The sequence below is a fragment of the Halomonas sp. MCCC 1A11062 genome (genome assembly GCF_021404355.1).
GTDB classification, from domain to species: Bacteria; Pseudomonadota; Gammaproteobacteria; order Pseudomonadales; family Halomonadaceae; genus Halomonas; species Halomonas aerodenitrificans.
In genome coordinates this window covers 82,674-103,160 of sequence record NZ_JABFTW010000011.1, presented here as the reverse complement: position 1 = coordinate 103,160, position 20,487 = coordinate 82,674, and the positions used below count along the sequence as shown (strand labels likewise).

The 20,487-nt window shown below is 64.3% G+C and carries 15 protein-coding genes; all 15 read right to left on the bottom strand.

Annotation, left to right across the window (positions count from 1 at the left end):
• Positions 1 to 5: 5 nt before the first annotated feature.
• Positions 6 to 1,742, bottom strand: a complete 1,737-nt coding sequence (locus HOP58_RS13720; RefSeq protein ID WP_010626283.1) for a fumarate reductase/succinate dehydrogenase flavoprotein subunit — start codon at positions 1,740 to 1,742, stop codon at positions 6 to 8.
• Complete coding sequence (locus HOP58_RS13715; RefSeq protein WP_010626282.1) at positions 1,739 to 2,497, bottom strand: GntR family transcriptional regulator; 759 nt, start codon at positions 2,495 to 2,497, stop codon at positions 1,739 to 1,741. Before HOP58_RS13715 ends, HOP58_RS13720 begins: the two co-directional genes overlap by 4 nt.
• A 65-nt stretch (positions 2,498 to 2,562) precedes the next feature.
• Positions 2,563 to 3,429 carry an ABC transporter ATP-binding protein gene (locus HOP58_RS13710; RefSeq protein WP_010626281.1) on the bottom strand — a complete coding sequence of 289 codons (867 nt, stop codon included), beginning with the start codon at positions 3,427 to 3,429 and terminating at the stop codon, positions 2,563 to 2,565.
• Positions 3,426 to 4,349 carry an ABC transporter permease gene (locus tag HOP58_RS13705; protein ID WP_010626280.1) on the bottom strand — a complete coding sequence of 308 codons (924 nt, stop codon included), beginning with the start codon at positions 4,347 to 4,349 and terminating at the stop codon, positions 3,426 to 3,428. The genes HOP58_RS13710 and HOP58_RS13705 overlap by 4 nt, the downstream gene beginning before the upstream one ends.
• A gap of 447 nt (positions 4,350 to 4,796) precedes the next feature.
• Positions 4,797 to 6,176, bottom strand: coding sequence for an ABC transporter substrate-binding protein (locus HOP58_RS13700; protein WP_234260611.1), 1,380 nt, complete (start codon positions 6,174 to 6,176; stop codon positions 4,797 to 4,799).
• Positions 6,177 to 6,443: 267 nt separating this feature from the next.
• A complete protein-coding gene (locus tag HOP58_RS13695) occupies positions 6,444 to 8,507 on the bottom strand; it encodes a prolyl oligopeptidase family serine peptidase (RefSeq protein WP_234260610.1) in 2,064 nt (687 codons plus the stop codon).
• A 213-nt stretch (positions 8,508 to 8,720) separates the two neighbouring features.
• Complete coding sequence (purU, locus tag HOP58_RS13690; protein ID WP_234260609.1) at positions 8,721 to 9,587, bottom strand: formyltetrahydrofolate deformylase; 867 nt, start codon at positions 9,585 to 9,587, stop codon at positions 8,721 to 8,723.
• Between the two features lie 87 nt (positions 9,588 to 9,674).
• The gene (soxG, locus tag HOP58_RS13685; RefSeq protein ID WP_234260608.1) at positions 9,675 to 10,325 is read right to left on the bottom strand and encodes a sarcosine oxidase subunit gamma family protein; all 651 of its coding nucleotides are present in this window, start codon (positions 10,323 to 10,325) and stop codon (positions 9,675 to 9,677) included.
• Positions 10,318 to 13,368: a sarcosine oxidase subunit alpha family protein gene (locus HOP58_RS13680; RefSeq protein WP_234260607.1), complete on the bottom strand. Its 3,051-nt coding sequence runs from the start codon at positions 13,366 to 13,368 to the stop codon at positions 10,318 to 10,320. Before HOP58_RS13680 ends, soxG begins: the two co-directional genes overlap by 8 nt.
• A complete protein-coding gene (locus tag HOP58_RS13675) occupies positions 13,365 to 13,757 on the bottom strand; it encodes a sarcosine oxidase subunit delta (RefSeq protein ID WP_234260606.1) in 393 nt (130 codons plus the stop codon). The genes HOP58_RS13680 and HOP58_RS13675 overlap by 4 nt, the downstream gene beginning before the upstream one ends.
• 165 nt (positions 13,758 to 13,922) lie before the next feature.
• A complete protein-coding gene (locus tag HOP58_RS13670) occupies positions 13,923 to 15,173 on the bottom strand; it encodes a sarcosine oxidase subunit beta family protein (RefSeq protein WP_086510496.1) in 1,251 nt (416 codons plus the stop codon).
• 50 nt (positions 15,174 to 15,223) lie between these two features.
• Complete coding sequence (gene glyA, locus HOP58_RS13665) at positions 15,224 to 16,522, bottom strand: serine hydroxymethyltransferase (protein ID WP_234260605.1); 1,299 nt, start codon at positions 16,520 to 16,522, stop codon at positions 15,224 to 15,226.
• 268 nt (positions 16,523 to 16,790) lie between these two features.
• Positions 16,791 to 17,828, bottom strand: a complete 1,038-nt coding sequence (locus HOP58_RS13660; RefSeq protein WP_234253256.1) for a GlxA family transcriptional regulator — start codon at positions 17,826 to 17,828, stop codon at positions 16,791 to 16,793.
• A 71-nt stretch (positions 17,829 to 17,899) separates the two neighbouring features.
• Positions 17,900 to 18,793: a hypothetical protein gene (locus HOP58_RS13655; protein WP_234260604.1), complete on the bottom strand. Its 894-nt coding sequence runs from the start codon at positions 18,791 to 18,793 to the stop codon at positions 17,900 to 17,902.
• A 60-nt stretch (positions 18,794 to 18,853) separates the two neighbouring features.
• Entirely contained in the window at positions 18,854 to 20,305 is a 1,452-nt protein-coding gene (locus HOP58_RS13650; protein WP_234260603.1) for a sodium:solute symporter family protein, read from the bottom strand.
• Positions 20,306 to 20,487 lie beyond the last annotated feature (182 nt).

Below are 20,487 nucleotides of genomic sequence, written 5' to 3'. Positions count from 1 at the left end.
GGGACTCAGGCGTTGGCAGCCTTCTGCACGCGCAGCTTCTGGTAGGCGTCCTTCTCCTCGCCGAGCTCGACGAGATAGGGCGCCACCGGGCGCTTGCCGTGGGCCATGTTGCCGTTGTCGTCCTTGTACAGCCGGGTATGGCAGAACCACTCGGCGTCGTTCTGTTCGGGACAATCGACGCGATAGTGGTAGAGCCCCCAGCGCGACTCGGTGCGATAGAGCGAGGCGCGGGCAGCCATCTCGGCGCAGTCGATGATCGATTGCACCTCCATCGCGCGCAGCAGCTCGTGGGGGTCGGTGGCCTGCAAGCGGGGCAGGTCCTCGCGCACCGCGAGGATGCGCTGCAGGCCGATCTCCATCTTCTTGGTCACCTTGGGCGGCTGCAGGTAGTCGTTGACCAGGCGGCGCACCTTGTACTCCATCTGCGACGGCGGAATGCCGTCGGTCACCTTGAGCGGCGCCTGGATGCGCTCCAGCTCGGCGGCGATGAAGGCCTCGTCGAGGGCGGGCATCTCGCTGCGCGCCTTGGCGAAAGCGGCCGCGCTCTCGCCGCAGATCTGGCCGTAGACGAAGGCGCCGAGCATGTAGGAGTGAGCCACCGAGGCCATGTCACCGGCGCCATATAGGCCCGGCACGGTGGTGGCGCCGGTCTCGTCGACCCACACACCCGAGGCGGAGTGGCCCGAGCAGAAGCCGACCTCGGAGATGTGCATCTCGACCATGTGCTGGCGATAGTCGGTCTCGCGTCCGTCGTGGAAACGCCCGCGCGAGGGACGCTCGTTGGTGTGCAGGACGGTCTCGATCTCCTGGATGGTCTCTTCGGCCAGGTGATCGAGCTTGAGGAACACCGGGCCGTTGCCGCCTTCCAGTTCCTTGAAGAACTCCAGCATCATCTGGCCCGACCAGTAGTCGCACTCGATGAAGCGCTCGCCCTGGGAGTTGGCGGTGAAGCCACCGAGCGGGCCGGTAACGTAGGCGCAGGCCGGGCCGTTGTAGTCCTTGAGCAGCGGGTTGATCTGGAAGCACTCGAGGTTCGCCAGGTCGGCCCCGACGTGATAGGCCATGGCATGGCCGTCGCCGTTGTTGGACGGGTTCTCGTAGGTGCCGAACAGATAGCCCGACGTCGGCAGGCCGATGCGTCCGGCGGCCCCGGTGGCCATGATCACCGCCTTGGCGCGGATGATGATCGGCTCGGCGGTTCGCGTATTGACCCCGATCATTCCGGCAATCCTGCCGTCGCCATCCTTGAGCAGGCGGGTGGCCTGGTAGCGGTTCTCGATCTGCACCCGGTGGCGACGCAGGCGGCGATAGAGGATCTTCTTGACGTTGTGGCCCTCCGGCATCGGCAGCACGTAGGTGCCGAGGTGGTGGACCTTCTTCATGTCGTAGTCGCCGGTCTCGTCCTTCTGGAAGTGCACGCCCCAGGAGTCGAGCTTCTCGATCATCGGGAAGGAGCGCTGGGCATAGGCCATCAGCGCCGGCTGGTGGACGATGCCGTCGTTGGCGATGGTGATCTCCTTGACGTACTGCTCGGGCGTCGAGTGGCCGGGAACGATGGCGTTGTTGAGCCCATCCATGCCCATGGAGATGGCGCCGGAGCGCTTGACGTTGGCCTTTTCCAACAGCATCACCTTAAGATTCGGGTCCTGCTCCTTGGCGGTCACGGCCGCCATGGGGCCGGCGGTGCCGCCGCCAATGACCAGCACGTCGACGTCGATGACGGGAATGTCGCTTGCGTTCATGATTCCTCCGTTTTCCGATCCACTCGGAATTGGTATTTGAAGGCGTCCCCGCGGAAGCAGAGGTACTCGAAATCGACCGGCCGCCCCGACCGATCGAAAGTCAACCGCTCGACCCGCAAGATGGGCTCGCCCATCCCGAGGTTGAGGTGGTGCCGGGTTTCCTCGTCGCAGAGGGTGGAGTCGATGGCGATGTCCGCCGCGCCCAGCGGTATACCGAAGCGGTTCTCCAGCATGGGAAAGATGTCGCCGGAGAGTTCCTGGCCGAACAGCCGTCGGCCGATGTCCATGGGGAAGTAGCTGCTCTCCAGCGAGACCGGCTCGCGATTGAGGTAGCGCACCCGCTTGACCTCCACCACGGCATCGCCCGATCGCAGCCCGAGCGCGGCTGCCACCGCCTTGCTCGGCTTGCACTCCTGGATCGACAGCAACCGCGCAGTGGCCTCGTACCCCTGTGCCGCCATGGCCTCGCCGAAGCCCTGCAGACGCTGCACGTTCTGCACCGCCTTGGGCTTGCTGACGAATGTCCCTTTGCCCTGGGCGCTGAACACCAGCCCCTCGTTGTGCAGGTCACGCAGGGCCTGGCGAATGGTGATACGGCTCACGCCGAAGCTCTTCATCAGCGTGTTCTCCGACGGCAGCCGCTCGTGGGGCGAGTAGCTGCCATCGAGGATGTTGCGCCGCAGGGTGTCGCGGATCTGCACGTAGAGCGGCTGCGGCGAGTCGCCCGGCTGCAGCTTGAGTTCCTGGCTCTTCATGGTCGTTGCCTCTTGTCATGACATGTCATGTCGACTCGAGCGCCGAATGTGCCTGCCATCCCGGCTCAACTCGCCTGGTTCTGCTGTTCGAAGGCACGCAGCGTCTGCTCGCGAATCAGGGCGAGACACTCGCGCTTGATCGCCATGAAGTCGGGCGTGGTGAGCAGCTCCTGGGTGCGCGGGCGCGGCAGCCGCACGGGGATGTCGGCGATGATGCGGCCGGGGCTCGCGCTCATGACCACGATGCGGTCGGAGAGGAACACCGCCTCGTCGATGTCGTGGGTGACGAACAGCACCGTGTTCTTGAACTCGCCCCAGATCTCCAGCAGGTTCTCCTGCATCATGCTGCGGGTCTGGGCATCCAGGGCGCCAAAGGGCTCGTCCATCAGCAGCACGCTGGGGTAGTTGGCCAGCGCCCGGGCGATACCCACACGCTGCTGCATGCCGCCGGAGAGCGTGGTGGGAAAGGCGTTGGCGTAGCGCGACAGCCCCACCAGCGCGAGAAAGGTATTGGCCACGCTCTCGGCCTCGCGCGCCCCCGCGCCGGCCATCAGCGGGCCGAAGGCGACGTTCTGTTTCACCGTCTTCCACGGAAACAGCGAATGCTGCTGGAACACCATGCCGCGGTCGGGGCCAGGCTTGACGATGCTGTGGCCGTCGAGCAGCACCTCGCCCCGGGTCGGCTTGACGAAGCCGGCCACGCTGTTCATCAGGGTCGACTTGCCGCAGCCGGAGGGGCCCAGCAGCGAGACGAACTCGCCCGGCTGAATTTCGAGGCTGGCGGAGGCCACGGCACGCTGAGGACCGCTGCCGGTGGCGAAGACGATATCGAGGTCGCGCACGCTGATCCGTCCCTTGCCGCCTGCGCTGCGCGGGCGGAAGCTGTGGGGATGCTCGACCACGGCGGCACGGTTGAGCTTGCTCGGCATCATGACTTGGCCCCCTCGGTCTGCCAGCGCAGCAGCGGCGAGCAGGCCTTGCGGACCAGCAGGGTGCACAGCGAGCCCAGCCCGCCGATGACCAGCATCCCGATGATGATCTTGGGGTACTCCACCAGGGTGTAGGCCGACCAGGTGAAGTAGCCGATCCCGTACTGACCGCTGATGATCTCGCCCGCCAGCAGCGAGAACCACGCCACCCCCATACCGATGGCGAGCCCCGCGACGATGCTCGGCAGCGCGCCGGGCAGCACCACGTGCCAGAGAATCGCGGCGTTGCTCGCCCCCAGGCTGCGGGCGGCACGCACCAGCACCTTGGGGGTCTGCTCGACGCCGTGCACGGTGTTGATCACGATGGGAAACAGCGCGCCGAGGAAGGTGATGAAGACGATGCTCGCCTGCTCGGTAGGCATCATCAGGATCGCCAGCGGAATCCAGGCTACCGCCGGGATCGGCCGCAGGATCTCGATGTAGGGCAGGATCAGGTCCTCGGCGAAGCGCGAGCGGCCCATGAGAACCCCCAGCGTCACTCCGAGCACCACGGCCAGTCCGTACGCCATGGCGATACGCTGCATGCTATGGAAAATATGTACGTAGAACTCCTGACTCGAGGCCTGAGCCAAAAACTCCGCTCCCACTACCAGCGGCCCCGGTACGTTGTCGAAGCGAACGAAGAAGTCGAAGCCGTAGGTCGAGGCGAGATGCCAGCCCAGCGCTGCCACCAGCAGGGCTCCGATGCGGACCAGGTAGCGGTCCCAGTCCACGGGCAAAAGGCGCCGGTAGCCAACCGCGCCATCGACGGCCGGCTGCGCCTCGGCTGGCGCCGGTTTGGCGGCAGAGCGCTCTACGCTCTCGAACGGGCCTGATGCAACGGCCTCGGGCAGTGGTGGGCGAGGACTGGGGTTCAAGCTCATGAGGTCACCTCTCGTCACGGGAGCGCTGTCTGCGCAACGCTGTGGGTAGTGAAACCGGCGCTTGTTGTGTCGTTGTTGCCGGGGGCGAAGCTTGTACTATCAGGTCATATCGTTTACTCAGTAAGCTGCATCAGCCGTGCCAACACTCTGCATATCGATGCCAAGGATTTAATCCAAAAGGAGTTTTTATTTTTAACCCAATCGAAGATACGGCTCCTCAGTAATTGACCTGCGCGCCCGCGTGGTGCATATCGGAATTGACAAGCATCAGACTGATGCATTTATTCTGAGTCCCGCCCTCTTAATCCAATACAAGTAGAACAACTCATAACGCCAGAAAGGCGAAAAACCCTCATATCGCCCGACAATAAAAAGGGCGCGGAGAATTCCGCGCCCGCCTTTCTCATACTTTAAAAAAGGAAGAAATCCGACTGAGGTTCACTTCATTTATTTCATGGCGAGTGACTCGTCACCTGAAGCGGCCAAGGCAATCATTTCTCCACCGTTATCGGCGACGTATGCCAGCGAGTCGTCCCTCTTCATGAAGGCCACCACTTCACCATCCGGCATTTCGGCAAGAAAGGCGGCCTTGCCGAACATCTTGATCCCGCTGTGGTGATCGTAGACATAGGTGGAGTAGACCTCTCGCCCTTCGCTGTCCGCCGTACGGTAGGCCGCCACCATGTCGGCAACACTTTCGTACTCGACGATACCCTCGTCGGCGAACCATATCTGGGCCGGGCTGAGATCCGGGTTCTGCGCCATGGGCGTGACCATGCGCTCCAGGTCGGCGGCATAGTCCAGCCCGGACGCCGCATAGGCGCTACGGATGTAGCTGTCGTCGACCCAGGCGTCGAAATCGAGGTCAGGGATGTTGCGCTCCTCCTGCAGCAGGGCGTGATCGTACTGCAGCGCCTCGACCCACTCGGGCTTGATGGTGGCATCCAGGGTGCTGATTCCCCCCTCGCTGAGGTAGAGGTAGAGCACCTCCTTGGCCACACCGGTCCACTCGCTGAGCTGCGTGGCGGCACGCATCGGATCCTCTCTGATCCACTGCTGCGCCTCGAGGGTTGCCTGCAGCACGGCCTCAACCACCTCCGGGTAGCGATCGGCAAATGCCTTGCGCACCACGATGCCGTGGAAGGTCGGCACACCGGCTTCGCTGCCGTCGAAGATCTTGCGCCCGGTACCGCGGAACTCCATCACCTCCGACCAGGGGCCGAAGTCGGCATGGGCATCGATACGGTTGCCGGCGATGTTGGCCACCCCCACCGGCGGGCTCTGGTCGACGATGGCGATCTGCCCATCGAGTCCTGCATCGCGCAGGGCCTTGAGCGTCATGCCCCAGGCGGCACTGCCCACCGGCGTGGAAATGCGCTTGCCTGCCAGCTCTTCGAGGGAGTGCACGTCGGAGGCCACCGGCACCACGATACCGTTGCCGGTTCCCTGGCGGTTGTACCCGGTCACGGTAATGAAGCGGGTTTCATGTCGGCCGGTGGCCTGGAAGTTGGCCCCATTGACGATCAGCGGATAGTCGCCCATCACGCCGAACTCGAGGTTGCCCGCCATCATCTGGTTGGTGATGGGCGGGCCTGAATCATAGTCGCGAAAGATGATTTCGTACTCGGCATCGGCGTAATCCCCATCCGTAGGAAGATATTTTTCGATGAGGCCAAGTTTCTCCAGCACGATACCGCCGGCCACGGTATTGGTCACCATGCTCTGGTGGCCGATACCAATGGTGATGCGCTCCGCCAAGGCAGGGTTACTTAGCAGAAAGAGTATTCCCAACGAACTGCAGCCGATGAGTCGTTTCCAGTTCATCATGTCCAGTCACCTCCGGTCAGGGTGGGTTGTACTTGTACTATCCGGTCATTACCTTCACCCATTGATTTGCAGTGCGCGTGCCATTCGGCGCGACTTGCCGCCCATCTGCATGATTCGAATAAGGGAAAGGTCAACCCGACAGGAAGCGATCCTCGACCGTCAGCCGCCTCATTGCGCACGCATAGTGCGCAATGAGTGGCTTTCGGCATCATCATGGCGCAGCCATTGGGATGCCGAACAGGACAACTAGAACAAATCGGTTACAAGCTAAGTATCCGAAATCTCATCGATTAACGTCTGACTCAGGAACGTGAACGCCAGCGCCTGCATATGGGCGCGCTGACGGTTGTCGGCGGCGCCGCCGTGGCCGCCTTCGATGTTCTCGTAGTAGAGCGCTGCATGCCCCTGCTCGCTCATGCGCGCCATCATCTTGCGCGCGTGGCCGGGGTGGACGCGGTCGTCGCGGGTGCTGGTCATCAGCAGCATGGGCGGATACTGCGCCCCGGGCTTGAGGTTGTGATAGGGCGAGACATCGCGCAGGAACTGCCAGTCGTCGCTCTCGGGGTCGCCGTACTCGGCCATCCACGAGGCGCCAGCCAACAGCAAGTGGTAGCGGCGCATGTCGAGCAGCGGCACCTGGCACACCACGGCGCCGAGCAGTTGCGGGTAGCGGGTGAGCATGTTGCCCACCAGCAGGCCGCCGTTGGAGCCGCCCTGAATGCCCAGCCGCCGCGCTGAGGTGACGCCGCGTTCGATCAGATGTTCGGCCACGGCGGCGAAGTCCTCGAAGGCCTTGTGGCGCTTCTCGCGCAGCGCCGCCTGGTGCCAGCGCGGGCCGTACTCGCCGCCGCCTCGGATGTTGGCCACCACGTAGACGCCCCCCTGGCTGAGCCAGGCGCGCCCCACCCCGGGGCTGTAGCCGGGCAGCAGCGGCACCTCGAAGCCGCCGTAGCCGTAGAGCAGGGTCGGATGCTCGCCGCTTGGCTCGAGGTCACGCCGCGCCACCTGGAAATAGGGAATCGGCGTGCCATCGCGGCTGGTGGCGAAGTGCTGGGTCACCTCGAGCCCTTCGGCGTCGAACAGCGCCGGGGCCTGCTTGAGCGTCTCGAGCTCCTCGCCGACCCGACCGTGCAGCAGCGTGGTCGGCGTGAGGTAGTCGCTGACGATGACGAACACCTCGTCGCTCTCCTCATCGTCCACCGCGCTCACGCTGACGCTGCCCAGCGTCGGCACGCCCTCCAGGGGCTCGGGCTGCCACTGGCCTGCGCTCGGCGTGAGCACGTAGAGCCGGTGCTTGACGTCGTCGAGCACGTTGAGAATCAGGTGGCGGCGGGTCCAGGTAGCGTCGGAGAGCGAGGTGCGCTCGGTGGGGGTGAACAGCACACGCAGCTCGCGCTCACCGTTCATGTAGGCGTCGAAGTCGGCGATCAGCAGCGCGCCGGCGGGATGAGTGGTACCCGCCACCTCCCAGGGCTCGCGCAGCTCCACCAACAGCCACTCGCGGTGCACCTGCTTGTGGGCCGAATTGGGCACCTCGATGCGGGTGAGGCTGCCGTCGGCCTGGCGCAGGTAGAGCTCATTGTCGTAGAAGGCCCGGGCGCGGCTGACGAAGTCGCGCTCGAAGCCAGGGGTGGAGTCGTGCGCGGCACCTACGGCCATGTCGTCGGGCTCGGCTTCGAACACCGTCTCGGCATCGGCCATCGGCGTGCCGCGTCGCCACTGCTTGACGATGCGCGGGTAACCGGAGCTGGTCATCGAGCCTGCGCCGAAGTCGGTCTGAACGTAGACCGTGTCGCGGTCGATCCAGCCCAGGCCTCCCTTGGCCTCGGGGCGGTAGAAGCCCTGCTCGACCCAGCGCTTCTCCACCAGGTCGAACTCACGGGTGACGTCGGCGTCGGCGCCGCCGCGGGAGAGCGAGATCAGGCAGTGACGCCAGGGTTGGTCGGGCGATTCAGGCCGCAGGCAGTGGGCGCCGTGCCAGACCCAGTTCTCGCCTTCCTCGGCGTTGAGCGCGTCGAGGTCGATCAGCACCTCCCACTTGGGCCGCGCCTTGCGGTACTCCTCGAGCGTGGTACGCCGCCACAGCCCACGGGGATGGTCGCGGTCCTGCCAGAAGTTGTAGAAGTGCTCACCGCGCTTGACCACGAAGGGGATGCGGTCGTCGGCCTCGAGGATCGCCTGCAGGTCGTCGCGCAGCGCGCTGAAGCCCGGCGCATCGGCGAGCCTGGCCTGGCTCTCTGCATTGCGCTGCTCGACCCAGGTCAGGGCGCGCTCGCCCTCGACCTCTTCCAGCCACAGGTAAGGGTCGTGCTCGTCGAAGGGGGCAGTCATGCGGGATCTCCTGGTGGGCAGTCATTTTGCCCACCAAGCTAGCCTGCCCCGGTCGCGGACTCAATGTGTCCGAGGCTTTGTCTGAAAAGTCGGCGAGCGAAGGCCAGACAAGGCAAAAATCAGCGAAAAGACGGAGTTTACGGAGTGTAAATGAGTACTTTAAGCTGATTTTTAACGCTGTATGGCCAAGCGCAGCCAGTTTTCGGGCATAGCCTAGCGCTGGAATACCACGGTACGGTTCCTGTTCAGAAACACGCGCCGCTCCACGTGCAGCGCTACCGCCCGGGCCAGGGTCAGACATTCGATGTCGCGGCCCTTGGCGACCAGGTCCTCCGGGTAGTCGGCATGACTGACCGGCTCGACGCCCTGGGTGATGATCGGCCCCTCGTCGAGGTCGTCGTTGATGTAGTGGGCCGTGGCACCGACCAGCTTGACGCCCTTGTCATAGGCCTGGTGGTAGGGGCGCGCGCCCTTGAAGCCGGGCAGCAGCGAGTGGTGGATGTTGATCGCCCGGCCCGAGAGCCTGGCGCTCATCTCGCTCGACAGTACCTGCATGTAGCGCGCCAGGATCACCAGCTCAGCGCCGCTCTCCTCCACCACCCGCCACACCTGGGCCTCCTGCTCGGGCTTGGTCTCGGCGGTGATCGGGAAGTGGTGATAGGGGATGCCGTGCCACTCCGCCAGCGACGCCAGGTCGGGATGGTTGGAGACGATGGCGCGGATATCGATGGGCAGTTGCCCGGTACGGTAGCGATAGAGCAGGTCGTTGAGGCAGTGGTCGGCCTTGGAGACCATGATCACCACCGGCATCAGCCGCCCCGGCGGCGTCAGCTCGAAGCGCATCTCGAACTCGGCGGCCCGCTCGGCGAAGCCCGCCTGGAAGGTGTCGGCGTCGAAGCCGGCCTCTTCGGGGCGGAATTCGGTGCGAATGAAGAATTGGCCGCTCAAGCGGTCGTCGAAGGATTGCTGCTCGGTGATGTAGCAGCGCCGCTCCTTGAGGAAGCGGGTCACCACGTCCACGGTACCCAGGCGGCTGGGGCACTGCGCGGCCATGATCCAGATGTCGTCGTGTCGCTTCATGCTGCTCCCTCCGGCGCTTCGGCGGCGAGTGGAAAAAGGGCCGGGGGAACCCCCCGGCCAAACGCGCCTGGCAAACGCGATGTCTCGTTACCGTTCCACGCCGATGGCGTACTCCGCGCCGGCGTCCAGCAGCCAGCGATAGCAGTAGTCGGAGAAGCTGCGGCGCAGCACCAGCTCCCAACGGGTATCCGTGGGACGGCGCAGTATCAGGTTGGCCTTGGCGAACACCGCGGTCACGCCCTTGCCCACCGGGAAGGCCTCGGGGTGCACGTCGCTGGGCGTCGACTTCATCAGCAGCTCACGCGCCTTCTCGCCCGACAGCTCGAGCAGCGTCTGGCCGCCGCTGACGTTGACGATGGCATAGTGGGCATCGCCCAGGGCGTTACGCAGTGCACCCTCCAGCTCGAACTCTTCGCCACCGGGTACGATCAGCAGCCACTCATCGGGCGAGAGCCACTGGATCGAACGTTCGCCATCTTCGCTATGGCTGAGGGTGTTGGGCCGTGCCGGCAGGCCGAAGCCCAGCACCGCGCGCACGGCCTCGTCGAGCACGATGGCACCGCCGCGCAGCACCAGATGACCGAGGAAGGGCCGCTCGCGCAGTACCACCCGGCTCTTGGCGCTGGGGGCCGGAGCCCCCGAACGCTGGTAGGAGTAGGCCAGCGGCGATTCCACCGGGATGTTGGCCTCGGTGCGGGTATCGAAGGTACGGGCCTTGGCAACGACAGGGTTAGACATTCTGGCGCTCTCCCTTGGGGTCGACGAAGATCGGGCTGACGATTTCGGCCTCATGGACCTGGCCGTCGGCCATGGGCAGGTAGACGGTCTCACCCATCTTCTGCTGACCGCCCTTGACCACGGCCAGGGCGAAGCCTGAGTCCAGGGTCGGGCTGTAGTAGCTCGAGGTCACGTGGCCCGCCATCGGCATGGGAATGGCGTGCTTCGGGTCGAAGACGATCTGCGCGCCCTCCTCCAGCACCACCTTCGGGTCCTTGGGCTTGAGACCGACCAACTGCTTGCGGTCCGTGCGACGGGTGTCGCTGCGCGTCAGCGCGCGCTTGCCGATCCACGAGTACGGCTTGTCGTAGCCCACGCACCACTGCATGCCCAGGTCTTCCGGCGTCACCGAGCCGTCGGTGTCCTGGCCGACGATGATGAAGCCCTTCTCCGCGCGCAGCACGTGCATGGTCTCGGTGCCGTAGGGGGTCAGGCCGTACTTCTCGCCGTGCTCGAACAGCGTCTTCCACACGTGCATGGCGTAGTTGGCCTGGACGTTGATCTCGTAGGTCAGCTCGCCGGTGAAGGAGATGCGGAACACCCGCGCCGGTACCCCGGCGACCTTGCCAGCCCGCCAGTCCATGAACTTGAACGTGTCGCGGTCGAGATCGATGTCGGTGATCTCGGCCAGCAGGTTGCGCGCCTCGGGGCCGGTGATCGTCATAGTCGCCCAGTGATCGGTCACCGAGGTGAAGGTCACGTTGAGCTCGGGCCATTCGGTCTGATGCCACAGTTCCAGCCACTCCAGCACTGCGGCGGCACCGCCGGTGGTGGTGGTCATCAGGAAGTGGTTCTCGGCCAGACAGCTGGTCACACCGTCATCGGTGACCATGCCGTCGTCCTTGCACATCAGTCCGTAGCGGCACTTGCCGACGGCCAGCTTTTCCCACTTGTTGGTGTAGACGCGCCCCAGGAACTCGCGAGCGTCGGGGCCCTGGATGTCGATCTTGCCCAGGGTCGAGGCATCGAGGATGCCGACTTTCTCGCGCACCGCCCGGCACTCGCGGGCTACCGCCTCGTGCATGGTCTCCTTCTTGCCGTTGACGACCTGGGGGAAGTACCAGGGGCGCTTCCACTGGCCGACGTCCTCGGACTCGGCGCCACTCTCCACGTGCCACTGGTGCAGTGCGGTGTAGCGCTCGGGGTCGAACAGGTCGCGGCAGTGGCGACCGGCGATGGCACCGAAGGTGACCGGCGTGTAGTTGGGGCGGAACACGGTGGTGCCCACCTCGGGAATCGTCTTGCCCAGACAGCGCGCGGCAATGGCCATGCCGTTGATGTTGCCGAGCTTGCCCTGGTCGGTACCGAAGCCCATGGCGGTGTAGCGCTTGACGTGCTCGATAGACTCGAAGCCCTCACGCGTCGCCAGTTCGATGCCCCCGGCGGTGACGTCGTTCTGCAGATCGACGAACTGCTTGGGCGCGCGCAGGGTCGGCTTCTCGTGAGGCACCTGATACAGCGCACAGGCCGCTCCCTCGCGGCGGGCGTCGACCTGCGGCAGCTCGACCGCCTTGGCCGAATGCCCCAGTGCTTCCAGTGCCTGGGAAGCCATGGCCACGCCATCGGCCATGCCTGCACCCAGGTCGTGGATGCCGCGGGCGCTGCCGGCAGCGTGCACGCCTTTCACCAGGCTGGGCACGAACCCGAGGATCTCTTCGTTCCAGGTCGGCCGCGCGCCGGTGTGCGAGGCCAGGTGGATCACCGGGCTGTAGCCGCCGGAGCTGGCGATGGTGTCGCAGGCCAGGGTCTCGGCCTGGCCGGTGACCTTGAAGGCAGCGAGGTCGATCTTGGCCACGCGGGCCGCGCTGACGCGCTTCTCGCCCTTGGCCTCGATCACCGCGCTGCCGGTGATGATACGAATGCCCTTGGCCTTGGCGGCGTCGATCCAGTCGCCCTGCGGATTGGCACGGGCGTCGACGATGGCCACCACCTCACGACCCGCTTCGACCCAGTCGAGCGCGGCACGATAGGCGTGATCGTTGCTGGTGGAGAGCACCAGCTTGTTGCCCGGCACCACGCCGTAGCGGCGGATGTAGGTGGATACCGCACCGGCCAGCAGGTTGCCCGGCACGTCGTTGTTGGCGTAGACCAGCGGCCGCTCATGGGCGCCAGTGGCCAGCAGCACCTGACCGGCGCGCACTCGGTGCATGCGCGAACGCACGCCGCGATGGCCGTCGACCAGCGGTGCCGTCTCGCCCAGGTGCTCCGTGCGCCGCTCGTGCAGCGTGACAAAATGGTGGTCGTGGTAACCGTTGGCGGTGGTGCGGGGCAGCAACGTGACGTTGTCCAGCCCGGCGAGTTCCTCCAGCACGCGCTCCGCCCACTTGGCGGCCGGCTGCTGATCGAGCAGTTCACGGCTGTCGAGCAGCGAACCGCCCATCTCTTCCTGCTCATCGGCCAGGATCACCCGGGCGCCGCTGCGAGCCGCGGTCAGCGCCGCCGCCAGGCCGGCGGGGCCGGCACCGATCACCAGCAGGTTGCAGTGCTGGTTGAGGTGATCGTAGCTGTCCGGATCGGCTTCCATGGGGCTGCGGCCCAAACCTGCGCCCTTGCGGATGTACTTCTCATAGGTCATCCACATGGAGGCCGGCGCCATGAAGGTCTTGTAGTAGAAGCCCGGCGGCATGAAGCGCCCGCCCAGCTTGCCCACCAGACTCATGACGTCGCGCTGCACGTTCGGCCAGCCGTTGGTGCTGCGCGCCACGAGGCCGTCGAACAGCGCCTGCTGGGTGGCACGCACGTTGGGCACCTGGGCGGCTTCGGTGCTACCCAGCTGGACCAGCGCGTTGGGCTCCTCGGTACCAGCGGCGACGATGCCCCGCGGGCGCGAGTACTTGAAGCTGCGGTTGACGATATCCACGCCGTTGGCCAGCAGCGCCGAGGCCAGGGTGTCACCGGCATGGCCCTGATAGTGCTGGCCGTTGAAGGTGAAGCCGAGCTTGCGCGAGCGATCGATACGCCCGCCCTCTGCGAGACGATTCGGCTGTGTCACGGACTTGCTCATGCCTGCTCCCCCTTGACCGATGCCACTGCGGCGTTGCTGGCGCCCACGGTCTGTTGTCCGCCGCTGGCGACCTGCACGTTGCCCTGGATTTCGCCACCCGCCAGGCTCTCGGCGGTGATGCGGGGCCGCTCGCCCATCTTGTAGGTTTCGAGAATCTCGTAGATCACGGTATTGCGCGTGACGTTGAAGAACTTGCGACAGCCGACGGCGTGCACCCACAGCTCGTGGTGGATGCCGCGCGGATTGTCACGAAAGAACAGGTAGTCGCCCCACTCCTCGTCGCTGCAGGCTTCGGGGTCCTTGGGGCGCAGGATATGGGCCTGGCCCTTGGGCCGGAACTCCTCTTCCTCGCGATGCTCCTCGCAGTAGGGGCAGTAGATCAGAAACATTTTTTATTCCCCCCGTAAGTCGGGATAAGGACTGTGAGCTTCTGCGCCAGCGAGCCGCGTGAGGGCAAGGCGTCCGATAAAGAGGAGCCGCAGTGTACGGGGTAGGTACATGAGGACTCCGATGAATCGGACAACGCAGCCATCGCGTGGCGCAGCTCGCAGAAGTCAGTGAGCAACGCCGGCCGCACCATGCTCGTCGACCAAGGCACCGGTATGGAAACGGTCGATGGAGAACGGGGCCGCAAGCGGGTGAGCCTGGTTCTTGGCCAGGGTCCAGGCGAACACATGACCCGAGCCCGGAGTGGCCTTGAAGCCACCGGTACCCCAGCCACAGTTGAAGAACAGGCCCTTCACCGGCGTGGCCGAGAGAATCGGGCAGGCGTCTGGGCAGGTGTCGACGATGCCGCCCCACTGGCGGTTCATGCGCACCCGCGAGAAGATCGGGAACATCTCGACGATGGCCTGCAGGGTGTGCTCGATGGTGGGGTAGCTGCCGCGCTGGCCGTAACCGTTGTAGCCGTCGATGCCCGCACCGATGACCAGGTCGCCCTTGTCGGTCTGGCTGATGTAACCGTGCACGTGGTTGGACATCACCACTGTGTCGAGCACCGGCTTGAGCGGTTCGGAAACCAGCGCCTGCAGCGGATGCGACTCCAGCGGCAGGCGGAAACCGGCCATCTTCGCCAGCACGCCCGAGTTGCCCGCCGCCACGCAGCCGACGGTCTTGGCTTCGATGTCGCCGCGGTTGGTGTGCACGCCGTAGACACGGCCATCGCGAATCTTGAAGCCGGTGACCTCGGTGTTCTGCAGCAGGTCGACGCCCAGTGCGTCGGCGGCGCGGGCAAAGCCCCAGGCCACGGCATCGTGGCGCGCCACGCCGGCGCGCGGCTGCCAGGAGGCGCCGAGGATCGGATAACGGGCGTTCTTCGAGCAGTCCATGATCGGCACGATCTCCTGGATCTGCTCGGGAGTGAGCACTTCACCGTCGATGCCGTTCAGGCGGTTGGCGTTGACCCGGCGCTGGATGTCACGCATGTCCTGCAGGGTGTGGCCCAGGTTCATGACCCCACGCTGGGAGAACATCACGTTGTAGTTGAGGTCCTGGGAGAGTCCCTCCCACAGCTTCATGGCGTGCTCGTAGAGCGCCGCGGCCTCGTCCCACAGATAGTTGGAGCGCACGATGGTGGTGTTGCGCGCGGTGTTGCCGCCGCCCAGCCAGCCCTTCTCGACCACCGCCACGTTCTTGATGCCGTGTTCCTTGGCCAGGTAGTAGGCGGTGGCCAGGCCGTGGCCGCCGCCGCCGACGATGATCACGTCGTACTGCTTCTTGGGGGTGGGGTTGCGCCACTGGCGCTCCCAGTTCTCGTGGTGACTGAGGGCGTGCTTGGCCAGCCCGAATCCTGAATAGCGTTGCATCTCGTCTCTCCTCGACCGGCCCTGCCGAGCGGGGCCGGTCCCATACGGGTTCAGGCGGTGGCGGTTTCTTCTACCGCGGCCGGAGCGGCGCCATAGACCGGGTGCCGCTCACACAGCTCGGCGACCTTGGCGCGCACCTCGGCCTCCACGGCATCGGTATTGCCCTGCTCGGCCAGCACGTCGAGGATGTCGCAGATCCAGCCGGCCAGGGCCTCGCAGTCGGCCACGTCGAAGCCGCGCGAGGTTACCGCCGGGGTGCCGATGCGCAGGCCGGACGTCACGAATGGGCTCTGCGGGTCGTTGGGCACGGCGTTCTTGTTGACGGTGATGTGGGCCCGGCCCAGCGCCGCATCGGCGTCCTTGCCGGTAACGCCCTGACGAATCAGCGAAACCAGGAAGAGGTGGTCATCGGTGCCGCCGGAGACCACGTCGTAGCCGCGCTCGACGAAGACCTTGGCCATGGCCTGGGCGTTGTCGATCACGCGCTGCTGGTACTGCACGAAGGCCTGGCTCATGGCTTCCTTGAAGGCCACTGCCTTGGCCGCGATGACGTGCATCAGCGGACCGCCCTGCTGGCCGGGGAACACCGCGCCGTTGAGCTTCTTGTACAGCTCCGCATCGCCATGGGCGGAGATGATCAGGCCGCCGCGCGGGCCGCGCAGGGTCTTGTGGGTAGTGGTGGTGACCACGTGGGCGTGGGGCACCGGGCTCGGGTAGAGGCCGGCAGCGACCAGGCCCGCCACGTGGGCCATGTCCACCATCAGCCAGGCGCCGACTTCATCGGCGATGTTGCGGAAACGCCGCCAGTCGACCACACGGGAGTAGGCGGAGAAGCCGGCAATGATCATCTTGGGCTTGTGGCTGCGCGCCAGCCGCTCGACCTCTTCGTAGTCGATCTCGCCGGTCTCGGGGTTCAGGCCGTACTGCACGGCGTGGTAGTGCTTGCCGGAGAAGTTGGGCGCCGCACCGTGGGTCAGGTGGCCGCCGTGGGCCAGGCTCATGCCGAGCACGGTGTCGCCGGGGCTGACCAGCGCCATGAAGACGGCGGCGTTGGCCTGGGCGCCGGAGTGGGGCTGCACGTTGGCATAGTCGGCGCCGAACAGGTCGCAGGCACGCTCGATGGCGAGCTTCTCGACCACGTCGACGTGCTCGCAGCCACCGTAGTAGCGCTTGCCCGGGTAGCCTTCGGCGTACTTGTTGGTCAACTGGGTGCCCTGGGCCTCCATCACGGCCCGGCTGGCGTAGTTTTCGGAGGCGATCAGCTCGACGTGGGCCTCCTGACGGGCCACTTCATCGGCAATGGCGGCGGCAACCTGAGAATCGAATGCGGCGAGACCAACCTGGTTCATGACTGACTCCTGTTGTTGTCTGGTATCTGCTGTCTAGTATCGGCAGGGGTTGCCTCGAATCTATCGGCTACCTGCCCAGGTGAAAAATTTGAAATCCTTATGCTTGGATTAAAGGCAACCGGGAGCAGGAAAGATTGAACGAATGCGACAGGCTTGCTGAATGTCCGAGTCGAGCCGGCAGCCCTGGCATATTGATTCGAGCTGATGAAGCACGCGCCAGGGAAGCGAGCTCAAAGCCGCATGGGGCGGACGGGTGGAGCAGGCCGGCTCAGAGCGCCGGACGGCCCTCGACATGCAGGAAGAAGGGATCGACCCGAGCGCCTCCCGGCTCGCTGACGCTCTTGCGCATTTCCGACGGCGTCATGCCGAAGGCGCTACGAAAGTGGCGCGAGAAGTGGGCCGTATCGGCAAAGCCGCAGCGCTCGCCGATTTCGGTGATGCTCTTGCCGGTGTAATGCAGCAGCCACACACCGTAGCGCAGGCGCAGGTCGCGGGAGAACTTCTGCGGGCTGACGCCGAGCGTCTCCTTGAAGCGGCGCTCCAGATTGCGCCGTGAGGTACCGACCCGCTCGGCGAGCACCTCCATGGAGATCATCTCCCCCAGGTGCTGCTCGAGCAGGGCAATGGCCTTGCGCACCAGGCGGTCCTCGATCTTGCCGAACACCACCGGCTGGGGCTGGGGGTGAACTCCCGTTCGCGCCTCGTCGAGCAGCATGATGTGCAGGCTCTTCATCGCCCATGCCTTGCCCAGGTGACGCTCGATGAGATAGGCGGCCAGGTCCGCTCCCGCCGCGCCGCCGGCGCAGGTGAGACGGTCGCCGTCGTCGATGAACAGGCGATCGGCGACGGGCTCGATGGCAGGAAAGCGCTGGATCATGTCGCGGTGGTGGTACCAGCTCACGCAGCAGCGGCGCCCCTTCATCAGCCCCGCCTGAATCAGCGCAAAGACCCCGGTGCACAGCCCGACCAGCGGCACCCCGACATCCGCCGAGCGACGCAGATAGGCCAGCGCCGTGGAGTCCACCCGGTCGCGCTCGTCCTGCACCCCGCCGATCACCACGATGTAATCGAAGCTCGCCGGATCGCGGAAGGGCTCGCAGGGCGAGATGGCCGCCCCGCAGCTGGAAGTGGCCTGCTCCCCCGTACTGGTCATGAAGGTCCAGTGGCAGCGCAGCTGGCGGCTGCGGTCCCCCTCGTCGGCCGCCAGGCGCAGGCAGTCGACGAAGGCCGCAAACGGCAGCAGGGTGAAGCGGTTCAACAGGACGAAGCCGACCGAGAGGGGCTCGCTGGAAGCAGAGGGATACATGTCGACGCCTTAGGACAGGGCTCAGTGCCCTATAGGGACACTCTCCAAGGCCTTGGATAGAAAATCAAATGTTAACGAGGAGAAGTTCGACCGTAAAACAACTCCGAAGTCAAATCGTTAAGGCGCATATCCTCATGTTCGCCATATGTCAGAACCGAGTTGATCCTTGGTGTCTCTCCTTCAACCGGTGTAACACGATGCATGGCACAGTTGCCATGGAAGAAGGCGAGCGTCCCAGGCTCACCGGACTGGACCTTGATTCGGGAGCGGTCGCCGTGCAGCACCTTCCTGACCTCATCATAGCACTCGTCCTGCTTGGTCCTCAGGGCAGGCACGTACTCGAAGTCGCCGCCTTTCTCGGCTTTCTGATACATGACCGTGACCGAGAATTCGCTGCGGTCGTAATGCCAACCAAGCTCCTCACCCGGCTTGAACAGGGTAATCTGGAACGCATCGAGCGGGTCGGCGCTGCGATACAGCACCGGCTTCTCCAGCACCGCCCCAATGAATCTCGTCAAGTCATCCGATTCGTACAAGCGACGCAGAGGGGCATCCTCGGGAATATAGTCATAGGCGATGCCGTGCTTGGCCGAACGCACCTGGAACGCCAGGGGGTGATCCGGCTCGACCGTCTCATCGAAGGGCTCGAAATAGACGTTGTGCGGCCTGTCGCTGACCCAGGCCTTGCTTTCCAGCTGGTTGGCCAGCGCCACCATCCTGGCCACCGCCTCGGGCTTGATGAAGCCTTCCAGCGTGCAGCAGCCATCCTTGGCCAGTTCCTGGCGACAGCTATCGATCAGCGCTCTGCCGCGCTCGCTGCCAAGCTCATGGATGGGGTAGCGATCGAGGTCGACGACATCGGCATAAAGGGGGTGAGACAGGGTAGTTGTAGTTGACATTTCATTCACCTTGCGGACGAACCAAGCCCTTCGCCTCGACTCTATCGGATTTTGCGTGGCTGACAAGGGGCAGTACCACAGGCCCGGCCCAACGTCTCCGGTAATGGTCCGGAGACGTTGGCAGTTTCAGGAGAGTCGCTGGCTGAAGGAAAACTGCCGCGCCATGAGAGAGACGCCGACATAACAAACCGACGAGATCACACACCCTGTCAGCGGCCCAATCAGCCAACCTACATCAGCGAACAGCATCATGTAGCCGCTGGTAAAGAACCCCACCAGCATGGCGATGAGAGCTCCCCACGCGCTGCCTTGCCAGAAAGTGGAAATGAATACCGGCCCGATCATGCTGGCCAAGAGGGTGCCGGAGCCCAGAATGCCCAACCAGGAGAGCATGAACGGTGGGGCGTAAAGCATCATCAGCAGAGCAAGCACCCCAAGAGCCACCACTGCGGCCCGGTTGATCGCCAAGGCCAGCCGCTCGTTGGGAACCGGCCCAAATAGCGAGAGACGCAAGTCATGTGAGGTCGCAGAAGCCACGGTGTGGAGAAGGGAGTTAGCCGTGGATTTCATGGCAAAGATGATGAAAAGCGTAATGATGCCTTGAATGGCTGGATGCATGAACTGCTCCAGATAGACCGGCATGGCCATGTCTGGGTCGGCCAGATCCGGCACGTGCATGCGCACGTAGAGCCCGACGATGGGAATCAGGCTTAGCAACGCTCCGAGAATGGCGACGTAGACACCCACCTTGTGTAGTTTGACGTCAGGCCTCATGGCCATGAAGCGGATCGCCATGTAGGGCAGGACGGCGGCAAACAGGAAAGCGTACGGCAGCACCAGGAAAACGGTTGCGATGGAGTCGCCATAGTGCGCACCCGTCGTAGGATTGAGCAACTCGGGGTCGATGGCGTTCAGCGAAGCTTCCCAAGTGCCAAGATCCACAGAGGTCAGAATCTGTACGAGGATGATGACGGCGGCCAGCGCCATGCCGCAGACCATGACGGTATCGGTCCAGGCGACGGCTGCCAAGCCGCCAAGCATGGTGTAGATGATGATCACCGACACCATCAAGAAAGCGCTCTGGTTGAGCTCAATCCCCAGCCAGCTGGCCCCCAGCAGTCCTACCGCCTTGATTTGACTGGTCAAGAAGACGAGTAGCAGCAGGATGGTAATGAAAGCAGCCACACCCTGCAGCACCCGTCCCATCAAACCGCCACCGTGGCGCTGGGCGATATACTCAGGGATAGTATTGCTGCCCATTTCGATGGCACGTCGTTGCAGGAAGCTAGCGAAGTAAAGCACTGCTATCATCATCGCCGGGGCGAAAAAGAAGTTTCCCAACACCTCGATGGCCCCGAACTGATAAGTTACGCCGGGTGAGCCCATGAAGCCCCAACCGCTGAAGCCGGTTGCGACGATGGTCCCTGCCGCTACGAAGGCACCCAGCGAGCGGCCCGCTACCAAGAAGCCGCCTTCATCGCTCTTATTCATGTAGCGCGATGAGAGGTAGCCCAGGTAGATCAGCAGTCCGAAGGTCAGAAAAAGCAGGCCCCAGTTGAACAACTTGTAAGAATCCATGGCTATCTCCTCAATGAGCTACTGCTTGAATTTCGCTTGAGTTCTCTTCGGAGATAAACCGCACCTGCATGTATAAGCATATAGCAGGTCAGCACCAGGAAGGTGCTCAATACCCAGGAATTCATTTTTCACACCTCATTGTTCTTGGTTTGGCTCACGACGCGGCCACGTATGTTGCCGCA